This window comes from Azoarcus sp. Soil_N_20 (assembly GCF_057656155.1).
In genome coordinates this window covers 137,375-153,735 of sequence record NZ_JBDGKX010000008.1, presented here as the reverse complement: position 1 = coordinate 153,735, position 16,361 = coordinate 137,375, and the positions used below count along the sequence as shown (strand labels likewise).

The following is a 16,361-nucleotide window of genomic DNA, read 5'->3' as shown; positions in this document are numbered from 1 at the left end:
AGCCCCCATTCCCGGAAGCCGCCATGCCCATGCCGGTCACCATCGACGACACCACCCTGCGCGACGGCGAACAGTCCGCTGGGGTTGCCTTCACCCGTGCGGAGAAATGCGCCATCGCCGGCATCCTGGCGTCGATCGGCGTACCCGAACTGGAAATCGGCATTCCGGCGATGGGGGTCGAGGAATGCGACGACATCCGTGCGATCGCGCGCACCCTGGACGAGGCCGGACGCGACACCCGGCTGATCGTATGGGGCCGGCTCGCCGACACCGACATCGACGCCTGTCGCGGCCTGCCGGTGCACATGCTGGAGCTGTCGGTCCCGGTCTCCGAGCAGCAGATCCGCCACAAGCTCGGCTCCAACCGCGCCGAGGTACTGGCACGGATCGCGCGCTGGGTGCCGGTGGCGCGTGACGCCGGCTTCGAGGTCGGGGTCGGCGGCGAAGACGCCTCGCGCGCCGACGCCGGCTTCCTCGCCGAAGTCGTGGCCGCCGCCGAAGCCGCGGGGGCGCGCCGTTTCCGTTTCGCCGACACCCTCGGCGTGCTCGACCCCTTTGCCACCTTCGACGCCCTCGCCCGCCTGCGCGCGGCAACCACGCTCGAACTCGAGATGCACGCCCACGACGACCTCGGCCTGGCCACTGCCAACACCCTGGCCGCCGTGCGCGCCGGCGCCACCCATGTGAACACCACGGTCAACGGCCTCGGCGAACGTGCCGGCAATGCCGCGCTGGAAGAGGTCGCACTCGGCCTGCGTCAGTTCCACGAGCTCGGCGACCTGATCGACTTCCGTCGCCTGCTCGACGCTTCCGAAGCCGTCGCCCAGGCCTCCGGTCGCCCGGTGGGCTGGCACAAGAGCGTGGTCGGCGAAGGCGTGTTCACCCACGAAGCCGGCATCCATGTCGACGGACTGCTCAAGGATCCGGCCAATTACCAGAATTTCGACCCCGCGCTGCTCGGCCGTAGCCACCGCCTGCTGCTGGGCAAGCATTCCGGCAGCCGCGGGGTGGCCATGGCCTACGCCGGTCTCGGCATCGTCCCGACCGAGACCGAACTGGCCTGTCTGCTCGCCCACGTGCGCGAGTTCACCGGCCGTACCAAGCGCACGCCCGAGCGCAGCGACCTGATTTCGTTCTGGGACACGCTGCAAGCCCGCCAGGCCGAACTGCAGCCTGCGCTGAGCCTGTTCATCCCTCCTGCCCTTGCCGGAGCCTGACCCCATGGCGACCGAAACCGCAACCATGACAGCCCACCCCGACACCCCGGCTCCCGCCCTGTTCGGCCTGCTGCGCGAGGACGTGCGCTGCGTCTTCGGCCGCGACCCGGCGGCACGCAGCACCTGGGAGGTGCTCACCACCTATCCCGGCGTCCATGCGCTGATCGCCTACCGCATCGCGCACGTGCTGTGGCAGCGCAACTGGCGCTACCCGGCGCGCCTGGTGAGCTTCATCGCGCGCGTGTTCAGCAATGTCGACATCCATCCCGGCGCGCGCATCGGTCGCCGCTTCTTCATCGACCATGGGGCCGGCGTGGTTGTCGGCGAAACCGCCGAGATCGGCGACGACGTCACCCTGTACCACGGCGTCACCCTCGGCGGCACCACCTGGAACCCGGGCAAGCGCCACCCCACGCTGGGCGACCACGTGGTGGTCGGCGCCGGCGCCAAGATCCTGGGCGCGATCGTCATCGGCAGCCGGGTCCGGGTCGGCGCCAACTCGGTGGTGGTGAAGAACGTCCCATCGGACCGTACCGTGGTCGGCATCCCGGCGCGAGTGGTCAAGCGCGAAGGGCCCATTCTCAGCCCCACTGACGAGCTCAACCTCGACCATCACCTGATGCCCGATCCGGTCGGCCACACCCTGAACTGCCTGCTCGACCGGATCAAGACACTGGAGGCGGACATCGCCCGCCTGCAACCGGTCGCCGACCTCGCACCGACCAAAGTCGCGCGGATCGCGATCCCGCTCATCGCCCACGGCGCCATCGACTGCCAGGCGAACACCGACGCCGCCTGTCCGGAATGCGCCTGTCAGCCCGAAGCCGAAACCGCCGCCGGAGTACGTTGATGGACCTGCTCAATTTCGACCCCGAACCGCTCTACTTCGAGGACCCGCTCCCCGAAGGCGTGCTGGCGCTGATCGAGCGCGCGGGCGAGTACTACGGCGCGCCCGAAGCCGAAACCGCGCTGGCCGAAGCCGGTGCCCGGGCACCCGACCACCTGCTGGTGCTGGTGGCACGCTACCGTTACCACTTCTATCGCCACCAGATCGACGAAGCAGCCATCGTGGTGTGGCACGCGATCGCGGTCAGTGGCGCACGCATCGGCCTGCCCGCGGGCGGCACCGGCCTCGACGCCGAGCAGGTCGCCGCCGCGGGCCGCCGGTCGATGACGCTCACCCGCTTCTACCTTTCGGCGCTCAAGGCTGCGGCCTATATCCGCCTGCGCCAGGGCGACATCGCGGGCGCCACCGCACTGCTCGAACCCCTGGTCAGCATCGACGCCGCCGACCGCCTTGGCAGCAAGGTACTGCTCGACGTCGCCCGGGCTGCCGCAGACCCTTCCAGCACCACCACCTGACCACGGAGCACCATCATGGACGACCTCACCCTGGACGAAGCAATGGAAGAACTGGTTGCCGCCGAAGACTTCCTCGACTACTTCGGCGTCGCCTACGAACAGTCGGTGGTACATGTGAACCGGCTGCACATCCTGCAGCGCTACCACGACTACCTGGCGAACAACCCCGCCGAGGGCGACGACGACGCCCGCCGCGCGCACCACCACCGCTTCCTCGACATGGCCTATCGCGACTTCACCGTGTCCGATGCGGTCACCGAGAAGGTGTTCTCGGTGTTCAAGAAAGCCGCCGGCACCGCCTTCGTCCCCCTCGGCGCCGTCCAGCGCTGACCCTTCTCCCTAGCCGAGGCCACGCCCATGCGCCCCGAGTTCGAATATGGCGATGCCGTCCGTGTCACCCGCAACGTGCGCGATGACGGCACCTACCCCGGCATGGCCGTCGGCGACCTGCTGGTACGCCGCGGCACGATCGGCAACGTGGTCGGCATCGGCACCTTCCTGCAGGACCAGATCATCTACAGCGTCCACTTCCTCGAGGTCGACCGCGTCATCGGCTGCCGTGCCGAGGAAGTGATCCCCGCCGATGCGCCGTGGAAGCCGAGCCGCTTCGAATCGCGCGACAAGGTGCTTGCCGGGCGCAGCTTCGCGTTGCGCGGCGAGGTGGTGGCCGCCAAGGGCGCGCTGGGCGAGATCATCAAGGTGGTGCGCGACATGCCCGGCGGCGTGCATTACCACGTCAACTTCCCCGGCTACATGCTGTGCATCCCCGAAGACTCGCTCGATCCGCTGCCGCAACCGGTCGCGCGCCGCCGCCCGGAACGTGCCGCCGATGACGAGGACGACGACGAGGTTGCGGCATGAGTACCCGGCCCTATTACCAGCTCAAGGCCGCCCTTGCCCTGTTCAGCAAGGACTGCGGCACGCTGACCGTGGCCGAGCGCAGCCGCGCACAGGAGGTCGCCAGCCAGTACGCCGAGATCGAGGCGGTCGTGCTGTCCAGCGCCGAAGCCCGTGGCGTGTGTCTCGCCCCCGGTGCGGTGGATGCGGCGATCGGCGAGATCCGCGATCGCCATCCGGACGCCGACAGCTACCGCGCCAGCCTCGCCCGCGCCGGACTCACCGAAGCACAGCTCGCCGATGCCCTGCGCCGCGACCTGCTGGTCGAGGCGGTCATGGACCGCGTCGGCGCACGCAGCGGCGAAGTCGGCGACACCGAGGCCGAGATCTTCTACTACACCCACCTCGACCGCTTCCACACCCCCGAGAAGCGCAGCGCGCGCCACATCCTGATCACCGTGAACGACGACTACGCCGAGAACAGCGTCGAACGCGCCGAGCAACGCATCCGCGAGATCGCCCGCCGCCTGGGCCACAAACCCGCCCGCTTCGAGGAGCAGGCGATCAAGCACTCGGAATGCCCGACCGCGCTCAACGGCGGCTTGCTCGGCGAGGTGTTGCGCGGTCAGCTCTACCCCGCGCTCGACGAGGCCCTGTTCCAGTTGCCGGCCACGACCCTGTCCGGCGTGCTGCGCTCGGAACTCGGCTTCCACCTGCTGCGCTGCGACGCCATCCATCCCGCCCGCACGCTGAGCTATCCCGAAGTGGCCGACGCCCTGCGCCGCCGCCTCAGCGAAGACCGCGCACGGCGCGATGCCAAGCGCTGGCTCGCCCGCCTGCTGCGCCCCGCGGGCGCCACCGCGACCGGCTGACGCGCAGCGCCGGCACCCCGATGCCCGACCGCATTCCTTCCACACTGCCCGAGTGACACGACATGATCCTGCAACGCTATGAACAACAAGGACTGCTGTTCAACAGCAACTTCACCGAATCCGCCGGCGCGCCCGGCCTGTTCGCCTATCGTGGCGACCTCGTCCTGGTCGAGGGCGAGATCGGCGACGCCTCCGGCCGGCGCAAGCCGCCCACCGCCACCGTGCGCCAGTCGGTGCTGCTCGCCGATGGCGACACGCTCAAGCTGGCGGCGGGGCTGCTCGACGACATCGCCCGTCTGCCGGTGCTCATCGAACGCTACGCCGGCGATTTCGCGCCCGACGTGAAGGTGATCTTCTTCGTCTCCAATATCGGCAAGCCGATCCAGCTCAGCCTCGATGGCGTGCGCTACGCCCTGCTCCCGCTCGAAGACGGCATGGTGTGGAACGAATTGCTCGACGAACTGCATCTCGAGAAAAGCGATCTCAAGGGCCAGTCGGCCGGGGAGAAGGTCGCCACCGTGAGCGCGGCATTCAAGGACTATGCGGCCAAGGGCAGCGAGCTCACCCTCGAAGCCGCGCTTGCCGCGACCATCGAAGTCCGGCGCGGGGGGCGCGGGCCGGTCTGAAACCGACCTGATGCGTCGCGGTCCGCTTTCCCGGGCCGGGACACGAGCGCCTCAGGAGCGGGTCGACAATAGCGCCCCCAGGGCAGCCTGGCCGGTCCGGGGTGGCGGCGCCGGGGCCGCCCGGCTCGCGGCCGCTGCAAGCAGACCGCGGGGGTCGTCCGCGTCGGCGGGGAACACGGCAGCGCCGATGCTCGAGCCGACGTGGATCATGCCCTCGTCCAGTTCGACCGGATCGGCAAGCACGGTGCGCAGCGCGGCATTGCGGGACGCGATCTCGTCGCTGTCGACGATGCCTTCACAGACGGCGGCAAAGGCGTGGGGCGCCACCCGCGCCAGCATGTTCTCCATGTTGAAGTGCGACCGCAGTCGTTTTGCGACCGCACGCAGGACTTCGTCACCCACCTCGCGGCCCAGCACTTGCTCGGCGCGTTCGGCCCCGTGCAGGTCGATCCACAGTACGACCAGAACGGTGCCGGAATGCCGGGAGCGCTTCGTTCCGGTTGCGATCCTGGTCTCGAGCATGGTCCGGCTCGACAGCCCGGACAACGGATCCACCGCCGGCACGGCCGGGCGAGGTCGCGCCAGGGCGTCGAACGCGGCGCCATCGGCGCGGCCGGGGTTTGCGCCCGCGGTGCACGCCTGCGGGTCTGCGCCATCGGAGCGGCACCTGAAACGCAGGACAAAGGATCTGAAGCTGGAAAGGACCCGAAACAGTCCGGTGCTGAAAGGCATGGAGAAAAGGCTCGCTGCAATATCCACGGCGCGCGCTGACAGTCGCCGTTCGGTGCACCGAACTTTATGCCCTGGGGGCCAGGGTCGCTGTGACGTAGTGGCGCGCCCGGGGAGCGCTCAGCTCACCCGGGCGTGGAATCGGTCACGGCCGAATGCTCACTCCTCGACCCTGGCGACGACGATTCCGATCGCATCGGACAGCTCGCGGGTGAGGGTGAGACAGTGGTCGCCACTGCCCACCAGGTAGAGGTTGAAGCCGTCGGCCTCGACCGACGGCGGCAGGCGGGCGGGCATGTCGTCATCGGAACAGGCCACGAAACGCAGCCCCGGCCACTGCTTGCGCAGCATCGCGACACTCTCTTCCCCCGCCCCCGCGCGGGCCACCAGGGCCGCGGCATCGGCCAGCATCGCTGCGCTGATCATGCCTCGGACTCCTCGCTGGAGGCGTAGCGCTGCAGGCTCGCGGCCTCACAGCCGAGCACCTTGGCCAGCCATGGCGGCGGACGCTGCAGCGTGCCCTGCAACTGGGACAGCACTTCGCGTGCAGCGCCGCCCACCGGATACTTGACCGGATGGATGCCGGCACGGACCACCTTGGCCGCGGCGGGGCCGCCGATCGACTGCATATAGACCAGATGACAGTCGGCAATGAGCTCGGCACGCGCCACGTTGCGGTCCTCTGCATCGTCGGTGGCACGCGTCGACCGCACTTCGGCGAGGCTGACCGCGGTCTCGGATACGAGGTAGATCAGGAAACGGTTGCACGAGCCGAAATGACCGTCGAGCTGTTCGGCGTTGTTGGACGCCACCGCCACGCGCAACAGTCCGGCGCCCTGCGGCAGCTCTGCATCCGGGATGGGACTGCCGTCGTCGATGCCCTCACCCCACAGGTAGCGGACGGCGGATTTCAATGCGGCCGCGTCGACGCCGGGGTCGACGATCTCGTCACCCTGCAGCAGGGCCTTGATGTCGGCCACGGTCACGCGGGCGAGTTTGGCTTCGGTAACCGGGGTACCGAGGCGATCACCAAGCGCCCGGACAAACGCGGCGACCTTGATGTCGGGCAGGGCGCGGGCGGCCATGGCGATGCGCAATGCTGCCTCGCGGGTGACCGGGCTGCCACCCGGGGCGGGAGCGGAACTGGCTTGGGCGTTCATGACGGGCCTCATCAGGCAAGGAAGCTTCGGGGCGCGCCGGCGGACGCGCCCCGGTTTCAGGATCAGGCCGCGAGCGGCACGATACAGGTGTCGGTACCCGGACAGACCTCGACGCACTGGGGCACGTCGAACTCGCCCTCGCACTCGGTACAGGTATCGGCGTTGATCTTGAAGATGCCGCCCTTGTCGGTAATCGACTTGGTCGGACAAACGGGCTTGCAGTCCCCGCAGGACGTGCATTCAGCCTGGACGATCTTGAGTGCCATGATGAACTCCTTTCAATGGGAAAACGCCCTCACTCGGGCGCGTCCACACGCTTTGCGCGCACGGAAACCGGCAGTCGTGCCGGCGCTTCCTGCGGTTCGATGTAGTAGGTGCCTCCGCTCGCCAGCCTGAGCTCGCCGCCCCATTTGGCCGGGGTGTCGAACTCGATCGAGGAGATGTTGTCCTCGAGGTCGCGCTTGGGCAGATAGAACACCAGACCACCGGCGTCATTCTTGCGAATCATGATATTGGCCACAACGGGCTCCTTGATGGCGCGGGACCGGGTCGGCGGGCCCCCCGGAGACGGACAGACGTTCCGGGAGATCGCGACATGAAATCGAAGCGTGCAGGACGGCGAGGAAACTGCGGCACATCCCGTCGACCAGCCCTGGCGCCGCCGGCGTCCGAATCAGGACACCTGCGGCGCTGGGCGCGTGCGGCGGGATGAAGCTCCCGCCCTGCACGACTCCGTTCAACCCTGCCTCAGCGGATGAGGTCGTAGTTGTAGTCGGTGGTGCCCATGCCGCGGGTCTCGTCGTCGAGGCGCTCCAGGACCGCATTGACCAGGGTGGTGAGGATGTACATTGCGCCCTCGTAGCCCAGGGTGGTCATGCGATGCAGGTGGTGCCGGTCGAAGATCGGGAAGCCGAGGCGGATCAGCGGAACCTCGAACTCCTTGCCCTTATGCACGGTATCGCGCTGGATGTACTTGCCGTACGAGTTGCCGATCAGGAAGTCGGGCTTGTCGGTGAAGCACAGGCTGCGCAGGTGCCACAGATCGGCGCCCGGGTAAACCTTGCAGTTGGCGCCGACGGGGCTTTCGGCGAGCAGCTTCTCGACCGCCTTGGTCCACCGCTTGCTGGCGTTGTTGCACACGATGTGGATCGGCTCGGCGCCGAGTTCGAGCAGGAACTTGGTCATGCCGATGACGAAGTCCGGATCGCCGTACAGCGCGAAGCGCTTGCCGTGCAGCCAGGTGTGGCTGTCCTGCATCATGTCCATCAGGCGGCCGCGCTCGAGGGCGAGCGACTCGGGGATTTCCTTGCCGGTGATCTCGGAGACCTTCATCAGGAACTCGTCGGTCCACTCCATGCCCATCGGCACGTTGAGCTTGGGCACGTCGTGGTTCCAGGTGTTCTCGACGAACTTCTTGGTCTTCTCGAGTTGCCACGGCTGGACCAGGATGGTGTTGTAGGCGTTGGGGGCGTCCTTCACCTCGTCCATCGTGGTGCCGCCCGAGTACATGCGGAATTCACCGTCGGACGGGGTGTCGAGCACTTCGGTGGGGTCGGACAGCAGCGTCGAGTCGACACCCATCTCGCCCATCATGCGCTTGATCACGCGGTAGTTGCCGAGGTAGGTCTCGAAGCCGGGTACGAAGTTGAGCTTGCCGTTCTTCCCGGGCGCCTTGCCTTCCATGGTGTTGAGGGTGAAGTAGCGTGCGATGCCCTCGAACATGTTGTCCCAGCCGGTGGTGTGGCTGCCGACGAAGGACGGCGTGTGGGCGTAGGGAACCGGATAGTCCTGCTCGATATGCCCGGCCTTCTTGGTGTTGTTGATGAAGGCATTGAGGTCGTCGCCGATGACTTCGGCCATGCACGTGGTGGACACCGCGATCATGTCGGGCTTGTACAGCGCCTTGGCGTTTTCCAGGCCGTCGAACATGTTCTTCTGCCCGCCGAACACCGCCGCATCTTCGGTCATGGAGTCGGACACGCAGGAGATGGGCTCCTTGAAGTGGCGGTTGAAGTAGGTGCGGAAGTAGGCCACGCAACCCTGCGAGCCATGCACATAGGGCAGGGTCTTGTGGAAGCCGAGCGAGCACAGCACCGCGCCCAGCGGCTGGCATGCCTTGGCGGGGTTGATGGTGAGCGCTTCGCGCTTGAAGTTGAGTTCCTGGTATTCGGCGGTGGTGGTCCACTGGAACACTTCCGCGATCTTGTCGTCCGGGTGGCGTTCCTCGAACAGATCCTGTTTGTTCTTCAGCGACGCCTTGTAGTCGTCGTCGCGGAACAGCGGGTAGCAGGGCTTGATGTCGTCAACGGTCTGCATTTCTGGCTCCTTGCCTGCGCCGCCAATCTGCGGACGACAGGCACAAGGTTTTGGGTTGTGCGGGACTGAGCCCGCACATCACGCATTGCTCACCGGCGCTCGTCGCGACCCGTTACCCCCGCCCCCTGCACAGGGGCCGGGCCACAGGCGGATCGCAACGTCGGTCCGGCCGGCCTCACTGATTACGCAGCGGCCTTGACTTCTTCGGCGGGCTTGACGAGCTTCCACGGCGGGGTTTGCTTGCCCCAGCACGGGTTGTTCAGCGTCATGTCCATGTCACGGGCGAAGATGGCGAAGCCGTCGAAGCCGTGGTAGGGGCCGGAGTAGTCCCAGCTGTGCATCTGGCGGAAGGGAATGCCCATCTTCTGATAGATGTACTTTTCCTTGATGCCGGAGCCGACGAGGTCGGGCTTGATGCGCTTGACGAACTCTTCCAGCTCGAAGCCGGTGACGTCGTCATAGAGCAGCGTGGCGTTGCCCATTTCCTGGATGGTGCGGTCGTAGTCGTCGTTGTGGCCGAATTCGTAGCCGGTGCCGACCACTTCCATGCCCAGGTCTTCGTACGCGCCGATCACGTGGCGCGGACGCAGGCCACCAATGTAGAGCATGACGCGCTTGCCCTGCAGACGCGGCTTGTACTTGTCGATGACGGCTTGCATCATCGGCTTGTAGCGCGCGATCACCAGCTCGCACTTCTCCTTGATGGAGTCGTCGAAGAAGGCGGCGATGCGGCGCAGCGACTCTTCGATCTTGGTCGGGCCGAAGAAGTTGTACTCCATCCAGGGGATGCCGTACTTCTCTTCCATGTGCCGGCTGATGTAGTTCATCGAGCGGTAGCAGTGCAGCAGGTTCAGCTTCGCCTTCGGGGTGTTTTCCATTTCGGCGATGGTGCCGTCGCCGGACCACTGCGCGATCACGCGCAGACCCATCTCCTCGAGGAAGATGCGCGAGGCCCAGGCGTCGCCGCCGATGTTGTAGTCGCCGATGATGGTGACGTCGTACGGGGTCGATTCGAAGTGCTGGCCGTCGCGGTTCGACAGCACCCAGTCACGCACCGCGTCGTTGGCGATGTGGTGGCCGAGCGACTGCGACACGCCGCGGAAACCCTCGCAACGCACCGGCACCACGACCTTGTTGAGCTCCTTGGCGGCCTTCTTGGAGACGGCTTCGATGTCGTCGCCGATGAGGCCGATCGGGCACTCGGACTGCACGGTGATGCCCTTGTGCAGCGGGAACAGGCCTTCGATCTCGTTCATGATCTTGGCGAGCTTCTTGTCGCCGCCGAAAACGATGTCCTTCTCCTGGAAGTCGGAGGTGAAGTTCATCTCGGCAAAGGTGTTCACGCCGGTGGTGCCGACGTAATAGTTGCGCCGACCGGCACGCGAGTACTGGCCACAGCCGACCGGGCCGTGCGAGATGTGGATCATGTCCTTGACCGGACCCCACACCACGCCGCGCGAACCGGCGTAGGCGCAGCCGCGGATGGTCATCACGCCGGGCAGCGACTTGCGGTTGGAGGTGATGCACTTCTTCGACTGCTCGACCGACTGGTCATTGATCGCGAGGTGCTTGGCGCGATCTTTCTTGGCCTTCTCGGGATAGACCTCGAGCACTTCCTGGATCAGGCTCTCGGTTTCTTCACGGGTGAGTGTAGACATCTTGCTTCTCCTGTTCACGCTGGCACCAATCTGTGCACACCGTGTTTAGGTTTTGCGCGATACCCGGCGGCCGGGGTGGACCACCCGCCGGGCTGAGTGCGCGGACTTCACGCCCGCGCGGCAGATCAGGCAGCGGCAGCGGCGTCGGCAGCCAGTTCGGCGGCGGTCTTGCCGATGATGGCGGTGTTTTCCACTTCCATGATGCCGAACTCCATCAGCAGCTCTTCGAGCTCGTCCATGGTGATCGGGGTCGGGATCACGAACTTGGTGTTGTCGACGATCTTGCGTGCCAACGCGCGGTACTCGTCGGCCTGCTTGTGGGTCGGGTCGTACTCGATCACGGTCATGCGGCGGATTTCGGCGTGCTGCACGGCGTTGTCACGGGGCACGAAGTGGATCATCTGGGTGCCGAGCTTTTCCGCCAGGGCCATGATCAGTTCGTCTTCGCGGTCGGTGTTGCGGCTGTTGCAGATCAGGCCGGCCAGACGCACGCTACCGGAGTTGGCGTACTTCACGATGCCCTTGGCGATGTTGTTGGCCGCGTACATGGCCATCATTTCGCCGGAGCAGACGATGTAGATTTCCTGTGCCTTGTTCTCGCGGATGGGCATGGCGAAGCCGCCACAGACCACGTCACCGAGCACGTCGTAGAACACGAAGTCGAGGTCTTCGTCGTAGGCGCCTTCCTCTTCGAGGAAGTTGATCGCGGTGATCACGCCACGGCCGGCGCAGCCGACGCCGGGTTCCGGGCCACCGGACTCGACGCATTTGACATCACCGAAACCGACGGACATGACGTCCTCGAGTTCGAGATCTTCCACGCTGCCGGCTTCGGCGGCGAGTTCCATGACCGAGTTCTGAGCCTTCGAGTGCAGGATCAGGCGGGTCGAATCGGCCTTCGGATCGCAGCCGACGATCATGACCTTCTTGCCGGCTTCAGCGAGCGCGGCGACGAGGTTCTGGGTGGTGGTGGATTTGCCGATGCCACCCTTGCCATAGATGGCGGCTTGACGAAGTTTTGCCATGGTGCGTTACTCCTTGTCGGAACTGGGACTCGTGAATCGATCGTGTTGCGTTGAACCACGAGCAAGCTTTCGCAATGAGCGTGCCACTTTCGAAAATTTTCGATAAGCAATTGAAATGCAAGACGATTCAGCCCCTACATCCGAAGTCGTACCGGTCCCCGTATGCGACAAAACCCCTACAATTTGTAGGGCCGACAACATTCACGTCGGAATTCCTGCAAGCCTCGCCCGCACCACCGTTCCGCCCGCCGGGCGACGCTCGCTCAATCGCTGCAACCTGCCCGCGGAGGCGCTCGCGAGCTTCGCCTTCCAGCTCGCGCCGTGCATGCTCGAACTGGACGGCGTGCTGCCGCTGCACCGCCCGCTGTTCGAGCGCACGGCCGCCCTCGACAGCCCGGGCGCGCGCGCCCGGATGTTCCGCACCTACATGAATGCGCACTTCCTGATCGACGACCCGGTGGCCCAGGGCCTGTCGGCGCACGCCCGGATCGATCGCAGCAGACTGGATTACCTGCGCCTGCTGCGCGGCTGGCTGTTCGATGCGGAAAGCCGCGAGGGGGCGATCCTCAAGGCCTGGGTCGAGTCACGCTTCGGCCTGCTGACCCGCTTCCACCGTGGTCCGGTCGGCAACGGCGGCAGCGCGTCGCGCGTCGGTTTCGAGCGCGAGGTCGCCGCCGGGCTGTACACCACGGCCGCACTCGAGGCCCAGGTCGACCTGCTCTATGCCTGGTCGCAGGACGAGCTGGCCCGCCGCTTCCCCGGCGCGAGCCACCTGCTGCTCTACCGGGGGCTGTCCGGTACCCGCAGCCTGCCCGGCCTGCACCTTCTCGATGACGGTCGCCACCTGGTCGAGCTCAACAATCTCAGTTCCTTTTCCGCCAGCCGGGAGCGTGCCGACGAATTCGGCGACGTCGTGATCTCGTGCGCCGTGCCGCTGGCGAAGATCCTCGCGTTCACCGGCCTGCTGCCGGGGCTGTTGCAGGGCGAGGACGAATTCCTGGTGATCGGCGGGGTGGTCGCGGTCGGGCGGGAATGCTGAGCAGACGTGGCGTACGCCGCCCGCCAGTGGCGTGCGTTCGGCGCGGCGCTCCCTGTCGCAAACCCGACACGGCAGCGCCGCGCGCACGACACCCGCCGCCGCAAACTCTCGGTCGGTGTGCCGCAGACCGCGGCCCTGCACGCTTGCGCGCGGGTTTGCGCAGTGGCATCGATCTTGCGGATGACGCTGTCGACCCCGCGCACTTTGCGCCTGTCTCGACAAGGAACACTCATGACGACCATCCTCGACCAGATCCGTGCCGGCCTCGCTGCCGGTCAAGTGGTGCCCTTCATCGGCGCCGACGCGCTCGCCGATGTCACCCACACCAAGACTGGGGCCAAGATTCCCGCCACCAGTGACGAGCTGATCCTCGCCCTGAACAACGGCCAGCCGATGTCGCCGCGCTTGATGTACGAGTTCCCGCGCGCGGCGATGAACATCGAGCTCAAGCGCGGCCGGGTGGCAGTCAACCGCGCCCTCGAGGGCATCTATGCCGACCGCGACTGGTCGACGGCGGCGCTCCATGACTGGCTCAACGGGCTCGAACTGCCCTACCTCATCGACCTCAATCGCGACACCGGCCTGCAGCAGGCCTGGGCCACCCGCCCGCATACGCTGATCGTCGGCATCGCCCGCGTTGCCGGCGGGCTGCGCTACAAGCTGTTCCGTCACAACGGCACCGCCTACACCGCGGCAGCGGACGAAAGCGCGATCGATCCCGCTGCGCCCATCCTGTTCAAGCCCTGTGGCACGCCGTGGCCGGAACCGAACTGGATCGCCTCCGACGCCGACTTCGTCGACTACATCACCGAGCTGATGGGCGGCTTCGCGATCCCGCCCTACCTCAAGGAACGGCGCAAGGGGCTGCGCTACGTGGTGCTCGGTGCGCGCCTGAACCGCGACACCATCCGCATGCTGCTCGCCGACTTCATCTACGGCGCCGGCGAGCCTGCCGGCTGGGCGCTGATCCCGGATGCGAACGACAAGGAGAAGCGCTTCTGCGCGCGCATCGGGCTCGAAGTGGTCGATGCCGACTGGCGCGAGCTGGCCGGATTGCCGATCGCCGAAGCGGCCTGAGCATGCTGCAGTGGAACGAAAGCCGCCATCCGCTCGGGGTGGCGGAAATGGACGCCACCCACCGCGAGTTCGTGGCCCTGGCGGCGCGGCTGGCGGCGGCCGGCGATGACGAGTTCGGCGCACTGTTCGGCCAACTGCTCGATCACAGCCGCACGCACTTCAGCGCCGAGGATGCAAACATGCGCGCCAGCCGCTTCCCGGCGATCGGCGAGCACATCGGCGAACATCAGCGCGTGCTGGCCGAACTGCGCGCCTTCAACCGCAGCGTTCAGGGCGGGCGGCTGATCCTGGTCCGGGCCTATGTGCGCGAGCGCCTGCCCGAGTGGTTCGATCTGCACCTCGCCACGATGGACGCGGCCCTCGCCGCCCACCTGCGAAAGACGGGCACGCCCGGCTAGATGCGCCCGGCCTGTACGCCCTCATCCCCGGGAGCCGGCCAGCGCCGGCGCGAGGGCGATGAGGCCGGCCGCGGCATGGACACAGGCTTCGCGCAGCGGCGGGCAGAGGGCTTCGAGCCAGCGTCGGGGCAGGGCGCCCTCCCCGGCCACCGCCCCCATCACCATGCCGGCGATCGCCCCGGTGGTATCCGCGTCACCGCCGCGATTGACGACGTCGACCAGCACCGCCTCGAAACCCTCGTCATCGTCCATCGCCTGGAATACCGCACGCATGGTGTCGACGATGTAGCCGCTGGGATTGTCGCAGCGCGAGCCACGGAAATTGAACTCGGGGTGCGCCGCGACCAGCGCATCGGCACGCGCCAGCACGCGCCGCTGGCCATCGCCGGCGAGCGCGGCCTGGACCATGCCGACCACGCACAGCGTGGCCGCATCGGTCAGCGGGTTGTGATGGGTCACCCGGGCCTGCACCAGCGCGGCATGTTCGATCGCGTCCGGATCGCCGCCGAAGGCGGCCAGCGCCACCGGCAGGCAGCGCATGGTGGCGCCGTTGCCGGCATCCGCCGATGGCGGCGCCTCGGGGCTGCCGGTCAGACGCCAGCGTACGATGCCGCGGCGCACGGTATTGCCGATATCCACCGGCTTGCTCCGCATCCAGCCATCGAACGCCCGCGCACAGGCCTCGGCCGCGGGCGCACCCCGCGCTTCCAGCCACGCCTCGGCCAGCGCAAGCGTCATCGTGGTGTCGTCGGTCACCGCCCCGGCGGCCAGTCGCAGCCAGCCGCCGCCCCGGATGCGGTCGTGCACGCCGTACTGCGCACCGATCTCGCGCGGGGTCATGAACTCCACCGTGGCGCCGAGGGCATCGCCGATCGCGAGGCCGAGCATCGCACCGCGCGCACGCACCAGCAGCCGTTCGCGACCGGCGTCGTCGGACCTGAGCAGGTCCGCGGAACCGGCGCGCATCGGCGACACGCAGGATTTCACACCTCGGGCCCGAAGCAGTTGGCGTAGTCGGCGCATGCCTCGCACGATGGCGAGGCACAGACGAAGATGCCCTCGCGCTGGCACAGCTCGCGATAGAGGAATTTCTTCCACTTCATGTCGCGGTTGTTGGCCAGCGCCAGCTCGGGAAAGCTGAGCGCCACGAGCTGCGACAACTCCCGGCGTGACGGCAGGCCGAGGTCCTGCCACAGATGGTCGCTACCCATGCAGGCGGTGGCGAGGATCTGCGCCATGTCGGCCGCACCGGAAACGCCGGCATCGGCATGCTCACCGATGAAGCGCACCAGATCCTCGAATTCGGGATGCAGGGTCGGCTGCGGGCTCAGGTCGGCCTTCGGCTGCCACCTCAGCCCGGGAAAGTGACGGCTGATCAGTGCGGCGAAACGGACGTCGCCGAGGCCGAAATCGGCCGGCAGCATGCCATCGCCGAGCGTCCACCCGGCGATCAGATGGGCGAAGAATTCGTCATTGGGATGACCCGCCGCATGCCGCATCAGATGGTCGTGCAGCGCAGCGCGGGCGGGCGACGGGCGAGAACTCAGCGGTGCAAGCATGGCGAAAACCTCATGTCGGGTCACAAGAGCGGCACCACGGCATGCAGACGGCGCACACCGGCGTGCCGGGTCGGGCAGGTCAGTACTCGACCAGCAGATCCTCGTCACGCAGGATCATCTGGCAGGCCAGGCGCCACGGCGTGACCGAGACGTCCTCGACGCGCATGCGCTCGATGTCGTCGGCGGTGACTTTCTTGTGCTCGCGCAGCACCACCAGTTCCTTGTCGGTCAGGCGGCTGGCCATCGGGTCGAGGCGGCTGCCGTGGTTTCCCAGCGGCGTGATCTTGACCATGCAGGTGGCGCACTCGCCGTCCTCACAGGAAAAGTCGATCGGGATATGGTTGTCCTTGGCGATCTTGAGGATGGTCTGGGTGTGTGAGCCGGCGACCGCATAGACAGTCTTGTCCTTGTGGATCGGGCTCGAGAAAGTGATATTGGGCATGGTGACGCTCCACGGTGGTTGATTGAACGGCCTCTCTGCCGGTT

Annotated in this window: 21 protein-coding genes; 10 read left to right on the top strand and 11 right to left on the bottom strand. The window is 66.9% G+C overall.

Annotation, left to right across the window (positions count from 1 at the left end):
* The first annotated feature begins 23 nt into the window (after positions 1–23).
* The 7 genes from nifV (at position 24) to AC3A35_RS17180 (ending at position 4,914) form a co-directional block, all read left to right on the top strand.
* The gene (gene nifV / locus AC3A35_RS17210) at positions 24–1,217 is read left to right on the top strand and encodes a homocitrate synthase (protein ID WP_487437420.1); all 1,194 of its coding nucleotides are present in this window, start codon (positions 24–26) and stop codon (positions 1,215–1,217) included.
* A 4-nt stretch (positions 1,218–1,221) separates the two neighbouring features.
* Positions 1,222–2,067, top strand: a complete 846-nt coding sequence (cysE, locus tag AC3A35_RS17205) for a serine O-acetyltransferase (protein WP_487437419.1) — start codon at positions 1,222–1,224, stop codon at positions 2,065–2,067.
* Positions 2,067–2,579: a hypothetical protein gene (locus tag AC3A35_RS17200; RefSeq protein WP_487437418.1), complete on the top strand. Its 513-nt coding sequence runs from the start codon at positions 2,067–2,069 to the stop codon at positions 2,577–2,579. The genes cysE and AC3A35_RS17200 overlap by 1 nt, the downstream gene beginning before the upstream one ends.
* 15 nt (positions 2,580–2,594) lie before the next feature.
* The gene (gene nifW, locus AC3A35_RS17195; protein WP_487437417.1) at positions 2,595–2,909 is read left to right on the top strand and encodes a nitrogenase-stabilizing/protective protein NifW; all 315 of its coding nucleotides are present in this window, start codon (positions 2,595–2,597) and stop codon (positions 2,907–2,909) included.
* 27 nt (positions 2,910–2,936) lie between these two features.
* Positions 2,937–3,440 carry a nitrogen fixation protein NifZ gene (locus AC3A35_RS17190; protein ID WP_487437416.1) on the top strand — a complete coding sequence of 168 codons (504 nt, stop codon included), beginning with the start codon at positions 2,937–2,939 and terminating at the stop codon, positions 3,438–3,440.
* On the top strand, positions 3,437–4,288 hold the full coding sequence (gene nifM / locus AC3A35_RS17185; protein ID WP_487437415.1) for a nitrogen fixation protein NifM: 852 nt from the start codon (positions 3,437–3,439) through the stop codon (positions 4,286–4,288). Before AC3A35_RS17190 ends, nifM begins: the two co-directional genes overlap by 4 nt.
* Positions 4,289–4,350: 62 nt before the next feature.
* Positions 4,351–4,914: a hypothetical protein gene (locus AC3A35_RS17180; protein WP_487437414.1), complete on the top strand. Its 564-nt coding sequence runs from the start codon at positions 4,351–4,353 to the stop codon at positions 4,912–4,914.
* Positions 4,915–4,965: 51 nt separating this feature from the next.
* On the opposite strand, the gene AC3A35_RS17175 is transcribed toward AC3A35_RS17180, so the two are convergent.
* The 8 genes from AC3A35_RS17175 to nifH form a co-directional block, all read right to left on the bottom strand.
* The gene (locus tag AC3A35_RS17175) at positions 4,966–5,646 is read right to left on the bottom strand and encodes a diguanylate cyclase domain-containing protein (RefSeq protein ID WP_487437413.1); all 681 of its coding nucleotides are present in this window, start codon (positions 5,644–5,646) and stop codon (positions 4,966–4,968) included.
* Between the two features lie 156 nt (positions 5,647–5,802).
* Positions 5,803–6,069, bottom strand: coding sequence for a DUF6129 family protein (locus AC3A35_RS17170; RefSeq protein WP_487437412.1), 267 nt, complete (start codon positions 6,067–6,069; stop codon positions 5,803–5,805).
* Entirely contained in the window at positions 6,066–6,803 is a 738-nt protein-coding gene (locus AC3A35_RS17165) for a dinitrogenase iron-molybdenum cofactor biosynthesis protein (RefSeq protein WP_487437411.1), read from the bottom strand. The genes AC3A35_RS17170 and AC3A35_RS17165 overlap by 4 nt, the downstream gene beginning before the upstream one ends.
* A gap of 62 nt (positions 6,804–6,865) precedes the next feature.
* Positions 6,866–7,069, bottom strand: a complete 204-nt coding sequence (locus AC3A35_RS17160) for a 4Fe-4S dicluster domain-containing protein (protein ID WP_487437410.1) — start codon at positions 7,067–7,069, stop codon at positions 6,866–6,868.
* Positions 7,070–7,098: 29 nt separating this feature from the next.
* Entirely contained in the window at positions 7,099–7,323 is a 225-nt protein-coding gene (gene nifT / locus AC3A35_RS17155; protein ID WP_487437409.1) for a putative nitrogen fixation protein NifT, read from the bottom strand.
* Between the two features lie 227 nt (positions 7,324–7,550).
* The gene (gene nifK, locus AC3A35_RS17150) at positions 7,551–9,119 is read right to left on the bottom strand and encodes a nitrogenase molybdenum-iron protein subunit beta (protein WP_487437408.1); all 1,569 of its coding nucleotides are present in this window, start codon (positions 9,117–9,119) and stop codon (positions 7,551–7,553) included.
* A gap of 182 nt (positions 9,120–9,301) precedes the next feature.
* Complete coding sequence (nifD, locus tag AC3A35_RS17145) at positions 9,302–10,777, bottom strand: nitrogenase molybdenum-iron protein alpha chain (protein WP_487437407.1); 1,476 nt, start codon at positions 10,775–10,777, stop codon at positions 9,302–9,304.
* Positions 10,778–10,902: 125 nt separating this feature from the next.
* Entirely contained in the window at positions 10,903–11,802 is a 900-nt protein-coding gene (nifH, locus tag AC3A35_RS17140) for a nitrogenase iron protein (RefSeq protein WP_487437406.1), read from the bottom strand.
* Between the two features lie 115 nt (positions 11,803–11,917).
* On the opposite strand from nifH, the gene AC3A35_RS17135 reads away from it, so the two are divergent.
* From AC3A35_RS17135 to AC3A35_RS17125, 3 genes are all read left to right on the top strand, one after another.
* On the top strand, positions 11,918–12,841 hold the full coding sequence (locus AC3A35_RS17135; protein WP_487437405.1) for an NAD(+)--dinitrogen-reductase ADP-D-ribosyltransferase: 924 nt from the start codon (positions 11,918–11,920) through the stop codon (positions 12,839–12,841).
* Positions 12,842–13,072: 231 nt separating this feature from the next.
* Positions 13,073–13,918: an SIR2 family protein gene (locus AC3A35_RS17130; RefSeq protein WP_487437404.1), complete on the top strand. Its 846-nt coding sequence runs from the start codon at positions 13,073–13,075 to the stop codon at positions 13,916–13,918.
* A gap of 2 nt (positions 13,919–13,920) precedes the next feature.
* Positions 13,921–14,316, top strand: coding sequence for a bacteriohemerythrin (locus AC3A35_RS17125; RefSeq protein ID WP_487437403.1), 396 nt, complete (start codon positions 13,921–13,923; stop codon positions 14,314–14,316).
* Between the two features lie 21 nt (positions 14,317–14,337).
* On the opposite strand, the gene draG is transcribed toward AC3A35_RS17125, so the two are convergent.
* The 3 genes from draG to AC3A35_RS17110 all read right to left on the bottom strand — a co-directional run bounded on the left by draG (position 14,338) and on the right by AC3A35_RS17110 (position 16,317).
* The gene (draG, locus tag AC3A35_RS17120) at positions 14,338–15,282 is read right to left on the bottom strand and encodes an ADP-ribosyl-[dinitrogen reductase] hydrolase (protein ID WP_487437402.1); all 945 of its coding nucleotides are present in this window, start codon (positions 15,280–15,282) and stop codon (positions 14,338–14,340) included.
* Between the two features lie 17 nt (positions 15,283–15,299).
* Entirely contained in the window at positions 15,300–15,875 is a 576-nt protein-coding gene (locus tag AC3A35_RS17115; protein WP_487437401.1) for a nitrogen fixation protein NifQ, read from the bottom strand.
* 79 nt (positions 15,876–15,954) lie between these two features.
* The gene (locus AC3A35_RS17110) at positions 15,955–16,317 is read right to left on the bottom strand and encodes a 2Fe-2S iron-sulfur cluster-binding protein (protein WP_487437400.1); all 363 of its coding nucleotides are present in this window, start codon (positions 16,315–16,317) and stop codon (positions 15,955–15,957) included.
* Positions 16,318–16,361: the final 44 nt, after the last annotated feature.